At 55.0% G+C, this 12,304-nt stretch carries 12 protein-coding genes; all 12 read right to left on the reverse strand.

Features of this window, described 5'->3' with window-relative positions:
• Positions 1-11: 11 nt before the first annotated feature.
• Entirely contained in the window at positions 12-1,031 is a 1,020-nt protein-coding gene (locus tag ACWXTG_RS07225) for an AAA family ATPase (protein WP_309566637.1), read from the reverse strand.
• A gap of 142 nt (positions 1,032-1,173) precedes the next feature.
• Positions 1,174-1,449: a methanol dehydrogenase gene (locus ACWXTG_RS07230; RefSeq protein ID WP_309566638.1), complete on the reverse strand. Its 276-nt coding sequence runs from the start codon at positions 1,447-1,449 to the stop codon at positions 1,174-1,176.
• Between the two features lie 98 nt (positions 1,450-1,547).
• Positions 1,548-2,042: a cytochrome c(L), periplasmic gene (moxG, locus tag ACWXTG_RS07235; protein ID WP_405029521.1), complete on the reverse strand. Its 495-nt coding sequence runs from the start codon at positions 2,040-2,042 to the stop codon at positions 1,548-1,550.
• Between the two features lie 25 nt (positions 2,043-2,067).
• Positions 2,068-2,910, reverse strand: a complete 843-nt coding sequence (gene moxJ / locus ACWXTG_RS07240; RefSeq protein WP_309566641.1) for a methanol oxidation system protein MoxJ — start codon at positions 2,908-2,910, stop codon at positions 2,068-2,070.
• 87 nt (positions 2,911-2,997) lie between these two features.
• Positions 2,998-4,797: a methanol/ethanol family PQQ-dependent dehydrogenase gene (locus tag ACWXTG_RS07245; RefSeq protein ID WP_309566642.1), complete on the reverse strand. Its 1,800-nt coding sequence runs from the start codon at positions 4,795-4,797 to the stop codon at positions 2,998-3,000.
• A gap of 357 nt (positions 4,798-5,154) precedes the next feature.
• The gene (locus ACWXTG_RS07250) at positions 5,155-5,985 is read right to left on the reverse strand and encodes an SDR family oxidoreductase (protein ID WP_309566644.1); all 831 of its coding nucleotides are present in this window, start codon (positions 5,983-5,985) and stop codon (positions 5,155-5,157) included.
• On the reverse strand, positions 5,982-6,566 hold the full coding sequence (locus tag ACWXTG_RS07255) for an NUDIX hydrolase (protein ID WP_309566646.1): 585 nt from the start codon (positions 6,564-6,566) through the stop codon (positions 5,982-5,984). The genes ACWXTG_RS07250 and ACWXTG_RS07255 overlap by 4 nt, the downstream gene beginning before the upstream one ends.
• 39 nt (positions 6,567-6,605) lie before the next feature.
• Positions 6,606-6,899, reverse strand: a complete 294-nt coding sequence (locus ACWXTG_RS07260; RefSeq protein WP_309566648.1) for a DUF2818 family protein — start codon at positions 6,897-6,899, stop codon at positions 6,606-6,608.
• A gap of 47 nt (positions 6,900-6,946) precedes the next feature.
• Complete coding sequence (gene nuoN / locus ACWXTG_RS07265; protein ID WP_309566650.1) at positions 6,947-8,395, reverse strand: NADH-quinone oxidoreductase subunit NuoN; 1,449 nt, start codon at positions 8,393-8,395, stop codon at positions 6,947-6,949.
• A gap of 21 nt (positions 8,396-8,416) precedes the next feature.
• Complete coding sequence (locus ACWXTG_RS07270; RefSeq protein ID WP_309566652.1) at positions 8,417-9,904, reverse strand: NADH-quinone oxidoreductase subunit M; 1,488 nt, start codon at positions 9,902-9,904, stop codon at positions 8,417-8,419.
• Between the two features lie 6 nt (positions 9,905-9,910).
• Positions 9,911-11,935 (reverse strand): NADH-quinone oxidoreductase subunit L, encoded by a 2,025-nt coding sequence (gene nuoL / locus ACWXTG_RS07275; protein WP_480219489.1) that lies wholly within the window; start codon positions 11,933-11,935, stop codon positions 9,911-9,913.
• Positions 11,936-11,994: 59 nt separating this feature from the next.
• Positions 11,995-12,303 (reverse strand): NADH-quinone oxidoreductase subunit NuoK, encoded by a 309-nt coding sequence (gene nuoK / locus ACWXTG_RS07280; RefSeq protein WP_011480272.1) that lies wholly within the window; start codon positions 12,301-12,303, stop codon positions 11,995-11,997.
• Between the last annotated feature and the right edge of the window lies 1 nt (position 12,304).

Genomic DNA, 12,304 nt, shown 5'->3' on the forward strand with positions numbered 1-12,304 from the left:
GCCTGTGCAACCTAGGGCGCAGGGATCTTGTTGAGTACGCCGCTCAGCAGTGCAGGGGCAATTTCATCGCGGCGCAATTCGTACGCCGGCGTAAAGAACACACGATGCCCTACGGTTTCAGGGAAAACAGCACGGATATCATCCGGAGTCAGGTAATCGCGGCCTTCCAGCCAGGCGCGTGTACGCGCTGCCCGCATCAACATGGCCATGCCGCGCGGGCTGGCGCCTCCGGCCACCAAGCGGCTGATATCGACGTCTTCGATCTCGATACCGATACGCTCCGGGTGGCGCAATGCCTGCCAGATATTGACTGCATAATCCTGCAAGGCAAGCTCGGAACGCACGTTTTCCTGGATCGCGGCAGATACCGCGTTCAGTTTGTCGTAGGGAACCAGGCCTGGCTCCAACGTCTCGATCAGCGCGTCCGCATCGTGGAACCGGGTACTGAACATCAAGTCGCGCTGCAGCTCTTTATCCTCCGGCGCGGTCACGGAAACTTCCATGAAGAAGCGGTCGCGCGCCGCGGCTGGCAACTCGAACGTTTCCTCGCGCTCGAGACCGTTTCTATCGGCAAAGACCGTCAAGTGGGGAAAGGAATAGTCGCGATTGAACGCATTGACGCTGCGCTCAGCCATCAGTCTCAGCAATAGCGAATGTGCTTGCGGCCGGGCACGGTTGATTTCGTTGAAGAAAAATACGGCCAGGTTTTCCTCATGCCGCAACAACGGTCCAGGCGCCACGGCAGGCTGGCCATTCTGGTCGATATAGGCATGGTAGAGAAAATCGCCCGGCATGAGGTCGATCGCGCCCTCGATGCGTTGATACGCGCCGCCAAGCAAGCGGGAGGCCGCTTTCAGCAAGGTAGTCTTGCCAACCCCGACGTCGCCTTCAAGCAGGACATGTCCGCGCGAGAAAATGGCAATCGTCAGTGCGCGAACCTGTTTCTCCAGTCCAAGCACGACCTTATTGGCAGATTGCTCAAATGACAGTGCGCGCTCTCGCCACTCATTCAGATTTATTTGCTCTTGCATCTCATTGCATCCTGCTGACTGAAGATTTTATTTGAATGACACTTTGGGAAATGTCATTTAAATAAACTACCAACCAAGCCTGCCATCTCAGTAAAAAGGCTGATGTCCGTATCCGGACATCAGCCTTCGACATATCACAAGCTTACTTCACGTCAAACTTGAAAGTGCCGGTAGCCTTTGCATTGGCAATACGCTTAGCATTGCGCTCATCAATTGCCTTGATAGCAGCTTCTTGCTTGCTGAGTTCAGCAGCATCGTGCTTAGGATCGTACTTAGAACCAGCAATCTTCTCTGGATAACCAGGCTTGGCTTGCCAGCAGTCGCCAGGAGCACGACAGGTTTGGCCGTCATATGCGAAAGCAAGGCCAGAGGCAACCATCGCACCTACGGTTGCTACTAATGTCAAAACGCGTTTCATTGATATCTCCTTGTGTTATGGTTGCTGGTGGTACTACTGATCTGCCGGAGGCCACCAGTCAGCTTTCCGGCAGAATTCCTATGCACAATTAACTGAAATTAACCGTTGCGATGCTCAAAGGTATCCACTGCTTTCTTCGCCTTTTCTGGCTCAGTTTGCAAAGCGCGTACCCAGCTCATGACATGCAAAATTTCATCCGGCTCGAGCAAGCCCTGCTGCGGACCCATTTGACCAGCCGCCCCACCATAAATGGTTTCAAACAGGCCCTTGTCTTCCAAATTGGTTGGATAAGTCCAGTAATCATCTGACAATGCAGGGCCCAGCTTGCCTTCAGCCAAGTGGCCATGGCAACCAGAGCAAGCTGTTGCGAAGATGACGTAACCTTTATTCAAGGCTTCTTGGTCACCGTTGTACGGATTGACACCAGTATTCTTGAATTCCTTGAATTGCGGGCTTTCGGTTTCGCCTTCAAAGTCCAAAGGCTCACCGGAAATGGTGCCACGGAAATCAAGGTCCGCTTGTGCAGGCATCAAGGCAAAGCCTGAAGCCAGAAACACACTCAAACCACCTACAACTGCTAATTTTTTAAACATTTACTACCCCGGAGTTACAAAAAAACTAGATTGGCAAGAGAGGAATGTGTTCTCTCTTGAGAATCGCATCAATCTCTTGCTGGCTAGACGTAATGGCATTGTCCAACTCAGCCTTCAAGGCTTCGTCGCCAAGCCGTACGCCCATTACTACTTCGTACTGCATAGGAATTTTGCTGCCGTTGGCACGCGTGGCGTTGTCTTCGATCAGCACCATATTCAACGGTGTGGGGGATTCCGCCACATACTTTGCAACTGTCGGGCCCCAAATGGCAGCAGCATGCAATTTCATGGTAATCACGTCATTGACCAGCTTGCGCTCGTCAATCTTGATGTAGCGATTACGCGTGGACTTGAAATCGGTCAGCTCGGTCAGATAGTCGAACATGTCATCAAAACGGCCGATCTCAAGCATCATGTTCTTGGCAGGACTGTCAGGTAAGAATCCCAGCCTAAAATTGCGCTCCTTGAGATATGGATGATCCCAGGAGGTAATATCTATTTCCCTGTCCTTGCGTGTCACGAACACATAACCGGACTTATAGTAGGTCTTGGTATTCAGGACGCGTGGATCGCCCTTGTCCAATCCCAGCAAAACATCACACTGCTTCTTGTCAAGAAAATCCCTGACCGAGTAGCGCGCATCAGACCACCACACAAATGAGACCTTGCGGTTCATGGCCTTGCCGACCACCTTGGCAATCTCATTCTCAAAGCCCTGTTGCTTGTCATTTGAGTAAGGCAACTCGTCCTTACCTGCGCATACTCTCAACTCATCTGCCGCCTGGGCCTGCAAGGCCAGCATTCCGGCAACACCAACCAATGCGGCTTTAACAGCACTGATACAGGATTTCTTATCAACAATATGCATGTGTACTCAATTCCAAAACGCAATTTCACTTAGATACCGGGGCAGACCTGCTGCCCCGGAATATCACATCAGCTTGCTTTTACTGAATTACAGGCTGAACACCATCAGGCCACCGCCCATTTGAGTGTGGTTCTGCAGCTCCTTGAAGGCACCTACAGCACCCAGACCAGCGCTAGGATCGGTCAGGTCGAATACCAGACCAACGCCAGGCCAACCACCTACACCGTACATGGAGCCGATGTATTGCTTACCCTTGAACTGGTAGGTCATAGGAGCACCGATACCACCGGATGGCATCTTGAACTTCCACAGTTCCTTGCCGTTGTCCTTGTCCAGGGCCTTGATGTAGCCATCAAGCGTGTTGTAGGCAACCAGGCCGCCCTTGGTAGCGAGAGTACCGCCCCAAACAGCGAACTTCTCCCACTTGGTCCACTTGTACTTGCCTGTCACGATGTCCATGGCGCGTACTTGACCCATTTCCTTCTTGGTTGGGCCGCTAGGTCCAGGGTACATCGCCAGGGTTGCACCTACGAAGAACTGACCGGCACGGTATGGCAGCATGAACGGCTCCCAATCCATACAAATGTGGTTCAGGCCTGCGTAAACGATAGGCTCGTCAAGATCCAATGCATCCAGACCTTGGTTGTGGAAACCCATGGCGGAAGGACATACGTTGGTGCTCTTGTGGTCCATGCGTGTGCTGAACTCAGGGTCACGTACTGGCGTACCTGTCTTGAGGTCAACTTTCTTGAACACGTTTACGGCTGGATCAACCTTGGCAGCCTGGATCAGGTTACCGTTGTCACGGTTCAGCGTGTACATGATGCCGTTACGGTCGATGTGGGTCAGCAGAGGAGTTACCTTGCCATCAACCTTGTGATCGGAAAGGATCATTTGGTTCACGCCAGCGAAGTCCCACTCGTCGTGAGGAGTCTTTTGGTAACCCCACTTGGCTTCGCCTGTGTCCAGGTCACGCGCCCAGATAGTCATGGTCCACTTGTTGTCGCCAGGGCGCATGGTTTCGTTCCATGGCGCTGGGTTACCGGAACCGTAGTAGAACAGGTTCAGCTTAGGATCGTAAGCGTACCAACCCCAGTTAGTACCGCCACCGATCTTCCATGCATCACCTTCCCAGGTCTTCAGACCCAGGCCGAATTGACCGTAGTGTGGATTGTCGCTGTTGAAGTTCTTGGCCAAGCGCACTTCTTCGTCAGGACCAGTTGCAAAGGCACGCCATTGCAGTTCGCCGGTCTTCAGGTTGAAGGAGTTAACAGCACCACGAACACCCAGCTCAGCACCGGAGCAGCCAACCAGAACAGTATTCTTTACAATGAATGGAGCTTGGGTCAGTGTTGCACCAACCTTAGGATCACATACTTCGATTTCCCACACGACCTTACCGGACTTGGCATCAAGGGCAACCAGCTTGCCGTCCAGCTGAGTCTTGACGATCTTGCCGTCGCCGTAAGCCAAACCGCGGTTAACGATGTCGCAACATGCAACAGCCTTAACGGAAGCGATTTGCTTTGGCTTGTGCTGCCAGGCAATCACGCCAGGGTCATTCAAGTTAACAGCGAATGTGTTGTTAGGGAACGCACTGTGGATGTACATCATGTCGCCAATCACCAATGGCGCGCCTTCATGACCGTGCAACACGCCGGTGGAGAAAGACCAAGCTGCCTTCAGGTTCTTGACGTTGCCTTTATTGATTTGGCTCAGTGTGCTATTGTGCTGACCAGTGTAGTTACCGGTTTGCAAAGCCCAGTTGTCTGCGTTCTTTGTCAGATTTTGCAGATCTTGGTTTGCCTGAGCACCTTGCATCGTCGCAAGCACCAGCAGACTGCTGACAGCAGCGCTGATACCGACGTGGGTTACTCTGCCTTTCATATACTTCTCCTCATTCTGGTTTGATTACAAACTCCCTGCCGATCGGTTGTTACTCGGCAGAAACAATTTTTAACAATTTGTAACAAGTGCAACAGATGAAAGATTCCCGATTAGATAGGAAAGTATTCACACCAATGTCGTGACCCAGCCTTGCCGGGAAGCATGATATTTACAGGGCTTATAGCTAAACTGCCTGAGCTACTCCCTCTAAATGGCTGGGGCATATTGCTATATTTAAAATATCCCCTTCGGGAAAATCACCCGAACCGCCTAAGGATTATGTTGAACTGCCGCTAAATAAAAAACGCCACAAGGCTGCCCTTGTGGCGTTTTCTTCATTGTTACAGCAAATGCCGGTCAGCTCATTGCAGCAAGCAAGGCACCATATCCCGATACATAATCCGGGTGGATAAACTGATAACCGCTCGCCAGCATCCGCGCGTTGCTCAATTTCTTATTGCCTTGTACCGGGGGCGTTGCACCGCCTGTATAAACGATGTTCTGCTGATCGGCAAGCCAGCGCAGAAGGTCATGGACTGGCAAGGGCTGGTTGTCCGTCACCAGGTAGAGACGCTCAGGCATCCCATAGGCTCGTTGCTGTATCAGATAAGCGATAAATGCAGCGCCGTCGTCCCGGTGAATGCGGTTGGTCCATGCGTTCCTTGACGGCCACTGCTCCGGCGTTTGCGCCAAGGTGATCATGCGCAGGCGTCCAGGCCCGTAGATGCCGGAAAACCTCAACACGCTGGAAGGATAATCCGCCAGCAGGGCCTCTGCCTCCAGCATGCGCCTGCCGCTGAAGTCGGAGGCAATGGCCGGTGTATCCTCATCCAGCCAATCTTCCGTTTCCTGGCCATATACGCCCGTGCTGGAGACAAAAAACACATGCTGCAATGGAACATTCTTCAATGCCGATAATAGATTGCGCAAGCCTTCAACGTAGCTGAGACGGTAATTCTCATCGCTGTATTCGGTCGCTGCGACACAGTACACCAGTATTTCCAGCCGGGTGTGGGAAAGCGGCTTCAGCGTTTCCGGCCGGGTGACATCGGCAATCAGGGTTTGCACGCCGGCGGGCATGGGCTGTTCGGAACGCCGCAATCCCGTCACCTCATGTCCTTGCGCCGCCAGGCGGCGAGCCAACTCAAGGCCGAGATCGCCGCACCCCGCGATCAATACCCTGCTCAACGTTGCTCCTTCCCAGGCCATTCGCCGCGGAGAAATTTCTCCGCATGGAACAATGCGACGATGGTCTTGCCGTCGGTCAGCTCGCCATTTCGTATCATCTGCAGGCACTGCTCCAAGCTGGCCTCAAACAACTGCAAGGCTTCGTCCACATCACGGTTATGCTGTCCGGCGGACAAGCCTCGGGCAAGGTAGATGTGGATCACCTCGTTGGAATAGCCGATGCAGGGATGCTGCAGGCCAAGATAAACCCACTCTGCCGCCGTATAGCCTGTTTCCTCAAGCAATTCCCGCTTCCCCGTTTCCAGGTGCGGCTCTCCTGCGTCGATCTTGCCGGCAGGCAGCTCGATGAACACGCGGGACAAGGGATAACGGAACTGACGCTCGAGCAATAAATTGCCGTTATCCAGCACGGGAACTACCACCACCGCGCCGGGATGGATGACATATTCGCGCTGGCTGGTGGCTCCCGAGGGCACGCGCACCTGGTCGCGCTTAACCAGCAGCATGCCGCCCTCGGCAATGGTCTCGGATGACAAGGTGACCTCGGCAAGGTCCTGGTCGTCGTATCGGTGATGACTCATAAGATGAACTCTTGGTGTGATAGGGCGGGGGCGCAGTCCCTAGGGCTTGCGCCAGAGATAGCGGTATACGAAACCCGGGAATGCAAAGACGATGAACAAGCTGAAAGTGATGGCGTAAAACTCCCAGCCCTGCGCAGCCACCTGGCCAATGCTGCCGCGCTCAACTGCAATCGCGATCATGCCGACCGCGAAATATAGTGCGACTAGCTCCAGCAAGCTCCAGCCAATGGCTTTACGCTGGCCTTTCAACGGAATGAGGTAAAACAGGCGCTCGGAAAACCAAGGCAGGTTGGCCGCAAGCAATGCCAGCAGCAACAGGATCGTAATTGTCATGACGTAGGCTACACTTCAGGCGCAGCGTATGGCTGTACCTGACCTGATTATTGAATGCTGTGAATAATGGCATAGGCGCAGGCGTCCATGAGACGTTGCGGCAGCATGCCGAGTATGAGTAAACCAATAGCATTAATACTCAAGACCAGCTTCATGTCAATTGGTGCCGCAATCGCGCTGCGGTCATCCGGCTCGTCAAAGTACACATATTTGACGACACGAAGATAGTAGAAGGCGCCAATCAGCGCCATGAGCACGGCAAAGACCACCAGTACCGTGAACCCTGCCTGCAACGCAGCCTGCAATACCGTGAACTTGGCGTAGAAACCCAGCGTCGGCGGGATGCCTGCCATGGAAAACATGACCAGCAACATCAGGAAGGCATACCAGGGATTGCGCTGGTTCAGTCCCTTGAGGTCTTCCAGTCTATCTGCTTCAAAGCCCTGGCGGCTCAAGAGCAGGATGACGCCGAAGCCTGCCAATGTCATCAGCACGTACGACAGGATGTAGAAGGTCGCCGAGGCATAGCCGTTCAGGCTGGCGCTCAAAAAACCCAGCAGCAGGAAGCCGATATGCGAAATGGTCGAGTACGCCAGCATGCGCTTGATATTGGTTTGCGCAATCGCGGCAATATTGCCTATCGCCATCGACAAGACGGCCATGATGATCAACATCCCCTGCCAGTCCGCCGCGAGCACGAACATGGCCTGGATCAACAGGCGCACCACCATGGCGAAGGCCGCTATCTTGGTTGCCGACCCGATAAACAAGGTCACCGCCGTCGGCGAGCCGTGATAGACGTCCGGCACCCACATCTGGAACGGCGCCGCGCCAAGCTTGAAAGCCAAGCCGGCGACAATGAACACCAAGCCCAGCACCAGCACGCCATGATCCGGCGCGCCATTGAGCAATGCCTCGGCCACCCCGGCGATATTCAAGCTGCCGGTCACGCCATAGAGCATGGACATGCCGTACAGCAACATGCCGGATGCAAGCGCGCCGAGCACGAAATACTTCATCGCGGCCTCGGTCGAACTGGCGTTGTCCCTGTCCAGCGCCACCAACGCATACAAGGATAGTGAAAGCAATTCCAGGCCGATGTACAAGGTGAGGAAATGCTGCCCCGACACCATGACCATCATGCCCAGGGTCGAGAACAGCACCAAAGCATAGAACTCGCCCCTGAACATGCCCCGCAACGAGACATAGGTGCGGGTGTAGATCAGGGTGACCGAAGTGGCCAAGTAGATTCCCAGTTTCAGGATATCCGCAAGCGCGTCATCCACGAACATGCCGTTAAAGGCGTATTCCACCACGGTAGAATGGGTCACTACGGTAATGATGGCCGCAGCAAGCAAGGTCAGCTGCGAGAGCACATAAATTAGGAAACGGCTAGACGGCTTGAGGAACAGGTCCAGCAACAGGATAAACATCGCCATCGCGAGCACGACGATTTCCGGTAGTGCTGTCATCAGGTCAAGGGATATGGCATTCATGTCGGTATATTCTCGTCACAATTACAGTGGCGGCAGCTTGCTCAACGCCATATGCTCAAGCAGTTGGCTCACGGTTGCGTGGGTCACTTCGGTGATGGGCTGCGGATAGATCCCGAAACCCAGCACCAGAATGGCCAACAGGCCCAGGATGAAGAACTCTCGCCGATTGATATCCTGCAGTGCGGCCACCTGGGGATTCGCGATCTCGCCGTAATAAACCCGCTTGATCATCCACAAGGTGTAAGCGGCGCCAAAGATCAGGGTGGTCGCCGCCAGGAAGGCATACCAGAAATTCACCTGCACCGTACCCAGGATCACCATGAACTCGCCGACGAAGCCGGATGTGCCCGGCAAGCCCGCATTGGCCATGGCGAACAGCACGGCAAAAGCCGTAAACACCGGCATGGTGTTGACCACGCCGCCGTAATCCGCAATCTGGCGCGAATGCATGCGGTCATACAGCACGCCCACGGAGAGGAACATCGCGGAAGAAATGAAGCCGTGCGAGATCATCTGCACGATCGCGCCTTCCAGGCCCAGTGGGTTGAACAGGAAAAAGCCCAGGGTGACGAAGCCCATGTGCGAAATGGACGAATACGCGATCAGCTTCTTCATATCCTTCTGCACCAGGGCCACCAGCGCGATATACACCACGGCGATCAACGACAGGGTGATCATGAAGCCCGCCAGGTAATGCGACGCGTCCGGCGCGATGGGCATGGCGAAACGCAGGAAGCTATACCCGCCCAGCTTGAGCGCGATCGCGGCAAGCACCACCGAGCCGCCTGTCGGCGCCTCGACGTGGGCGTCCGGCAGCCAGGTATGCACGGGCCACATCGGGATCTTGACGGCAAACGCCATGAAGAAGGCGATGAATATCCAGACCTGCACGTCCAAGGCCAACGGCATGCGGTAATACTCGGCGATATCGAAACTGCCGCTCTGGTGATACAGGTAGATGAACGCCACCAGCATCAGCAACGAACCGAGCAAGGTATAGAGGAAGAACTTGATCGTGGCATAGACCCGGTTCGGCCCGCCCCACACGCCGATCACCAGGAACATCGGGATCAGCATCGCCTCCCAGAAGATATAGTAGAGGATGGCGTCCAAGGCGGAGAATACGCCGATCATGATGCCGGACATGATGAGGAAGGCTGCCATGTATTGCGCCACCCGCTTCTCGATCACCTCCCAGCCGGCGATGACAACGATGAAGGTGGTAAAGCTGGTCAGCAGGATCAAGGGCACTGCAATCCCGTCTACGCCCAGATGGTATTGGATATTGAACGCAGGAATCCACTGCAGGCGCTCCACGAACTGGAAGCCGCCATATTGCGTATCGAAACCGAGATAGAGCGGCACGGTCACGGCAAAGCCGGCAATGCTGCCCAGCAGGGCCAGCCAGCGCGCAGCGCCGGCGTGCTTGTCCCCGCCGGTGAACAGCACCAATACGCCTGCCAGGATAGGCACCCAGATCGACAGGCTCAGGAAAGGTAAGTCATTCATAGCTTGTTATATTTTCATGAAGACGGTGAGCAGGAGGAAAACGCCGATGATCATGGCAAACGCATAGTGGTACACCAAGCCGGTCTGCAGGCGTCTCACCAGTCCGGCAACGCAGGCCACCAAGCGCGCAGAGCCGTTCACCAGCAGGCCGTCTATCAACTTGACGTCCCCGATCCGCCAGAGCTTGCCGCCAAGGAAGCGAGAGCCGCCGGCAAAGAATTTCTCGTTGAAGCTGTCGAAGCCGTACTTGTTGTCGAGGATGCGGTATACCAGCCCGAACCTGTCCTTGATCGCTGCCGGGATATCCGGGCGCTTCATGTAGAAGAACCAGGCCAAAGCCACGCCGGAAGCCGCGAGGATGAACGGCAGCGATGTCAGCCCATGCAGCGCCATCGCCCATGCGCCGTGGAAATGATGCGCCAGCTCGTGCATTGCGCCGTGCTGATGGTGATCCACATAGATGATGTCGTTGAAGTAATCGCCAAACACCATCGTATCGATCGCGACATAACCGATCAGCACCGAGGGAATGGCCAGCAGCACCAACGGCACCGTCACCACCCATGGAGATTCATGCGGCTTGTCATGCGGCCCCAGCCCGTGATGGTGCTCGTCATGTTCGTCATCGTGGTGGTGTTCGTCATGATGGCCGTGGGCTTTTTCCTGCATCCATTTTTCCTTGCCGTGGAAGACGAGGAAATACATGCGGAAGGAATAGAACGCGGTGACGAACACGCCTGCGAGCACGGCAAAATAGGCGAAGCCGCTACCGGGAATATGGGAGAAACTGACGGCCTCGATGATGGAATCCTTGGAATAGAAGCCGCTGAACAATGGCGTGCCGATCAGGGCCAGCGAGCCGACCAAGGAGGTGATCCAGGTGATTGGCATGTATTTGCGCAAGCCGCCCATGTTGCGCATGTCCTGGTCGTGGTGCATGCCCATGATCACCGACCCTGCCCCGAGGAACAGCAAGGCCTTGAAGAAGGCATGCGTCATCAGGTGGAAAATCGCCACCGAATAGGCGGACACGCCCAGCGCCACTGTCATGTAGCCCAGCTGCGACAGGGTGGAATATGCCACCACCCGCTTGATGTCGTGCTGGATGATACCGAGGAAGCCCATGAACAAGGCCGTGATCGCTCCGATCACCAATACGAACGACAAGGCAGTGGTCGACAGCTCATACAACGGCGACATGCGCGCCACCATGAAGATGCCGGCCGTCACCATGGTGGCGGCATGGATCAATGCGGAGATCGGGGTCGGGCCTTCCATGGAATCCGGCAGCCAAACGTGCAGCGGCACCTGCGCCGACTTGCCCATGGCGCCGATAAAGAGCAGGATGCAGATCACCGTCATCAATGACCACGGATGTCCTGGAACCAGCTCGACGGTTGTGTCGGCAAATTGCGGCGCAATCGAGAACACGGCGGCGTAATCCAGGCTGCCGAGATAATACAGCACCATGCCGATACCGAGCAGGAAGCCGAAATCTCCTACCCGATTTACCAGGAACGCCTTGAGGTTGGCATAGATCGCCGTCGGCCGCTTGTACCAGAAGCCGATCAACAGGTAGGACACCAGCCCCACCGCCTCCCAGCCGAAGAAGAGCTGCATGAAGTTGTTGCTCATCACCAGCATCAGCATCGAGAAGGTGAACAGCGAAATGTAGCTGAAGAAACGGCTGTAGCCGGGGTCTTCCGCCATATAGCCGATGGTGTAGATATGCACCATCAGCGAGACGAAGGTCACCACCACCATCATGGTCGCCGTGAGGCGGTCGACGAGGAAGCCCACCTCGAAGCGGTGCCCGCCGCTGGTCAGCCAGGTATACACCGTGCCGTTGAAGACATTGCCGTGCAATGCGTCCATGAATACGCAGAGAGACAAGGCAAACGAAGCAGCCACGCCGGCAATCGTCAGCCAATGCGCCGAGGCGCGGGGCAACTGGCGGCCAAACAGGCCGACCACGGCGGCGGCGAGCAATGGCAGCAAGGGAATCCAGAGATAAAGGCTTTGCACCGTCATGCCAATACTCCAGGGCTCAACACGGCATGCCGAATGAAAATTTGCAGGGCTCGCATGGTTTATCCTTTCAAGCTGCCAATATCATCGACATTGATGGTTCTCAAATTGCGGAACAACAATACAAGAATCGCCAGGCCGATTGCAGACTCGGCCGCCGCCACGGTAAGGATGAAGAATACGAATATCTGCCCGGCAATATCATTCAGGTAGTGCGAGAACGCGATGAAATTCATGTTCACCGCCAACAGCATCAGTTCGATCGCCATCAACAGCACGATCACGTTCTTGCGGTTGAGGAAAATGCCGATCACGCTGATGGCGAACAATATCGAACCCAAAATCAGGTAGTGAGAGAGTCCTACGCTCATT

The sequence above is a fragment of the Methylobacillus sp. DLP286 genome (assembly GCF_056636515.1).

What these genes read in the sequence shown, in the direction of transcription:
- nuoN (WP_309566650.1), bottom strand. Translation starts at nt 8,395, where the DNA reads ATGAATGCCATATCCCTTGACCTGATGACAGCACTACCGGAAATCGTC.
- ACWXTG_RS07225 (WP_309566637.1), bottom strand. Translation starts at nt 1,031, where the DNA reads ATGCAAGAGCAAATAAATCTGAATGAGTGGCGAGAGCGCGCACTGTCA.
- nuoL (WP_480219489.1), bottom strand. Translation starts at nt 11,935, where the DNA reads ATGACGGTGCAAAGCCTTTATCTCTGGATTCCCTTGCTGCCATTGCTC.
- ACWXTG_RS07245 (WP_309566642.1), bottom strand. Translation starts at nt 4,797, where the DNA reads ATGAAAGGCAGAGTAACCCACGTCGGTATCAGCGCTGCTGTCAGCAGT.
- ACWXTG_RS07255 (WP_309566646.1), bottom strand. Translation starts at nt 6,566, where the DNA reads ATGAGTCATCACCGATACGACGACCAGGACCTTGCCGAGGTCACCTTG.
- moxG (WP_405029521.1), bottom strand. Translation starts at nt 2,042, where the DNA reads ATGTTTAAAAAATTAGCAGTTGTAGGTGGTTTGAGTGTGTTTCTGGCT.
- nuoK (WP_011480272.1), bottom strand. Translation starts at nt 12,303, where the DNA reads ATGAGCGTAGGACTCTCTCACTACCTGATTTTGGGTTCGATATTGTTC.
- ACWXTG_RS07230 (WP_309566638.1), bottom strand. Translation starts at nt 1,449, where the DNA reads ATGAAACGCGTTTTGACATTAGTAGCAACCGTAGGTGCGATGGTTGCC.
- ACWXTG_RS07260 (WP_309566648.1), bottom strand. Translation starts at nt 6,899, where the DNA reads ATGACAATTACGATCCTGTTGCTGCTGGCATTGCTTGCGGCCAACCTG.
- ACWXTG_RS07270 (WP_309566652.1), bottom strand. Translation starts at nt 9,904, where the DNA reads ATGAATGACTTACCTTTCCTGAGCCTGTCGATCTGGGTGCCTATCCTG.
- moxJ (WP_309566641.1), bottom strand. Translation starts at nt 2,910, where the DNA reads ATGCATATTGTTGATAAGAAATCCTGTATCAGTGCTGTTAAAGCCGCA.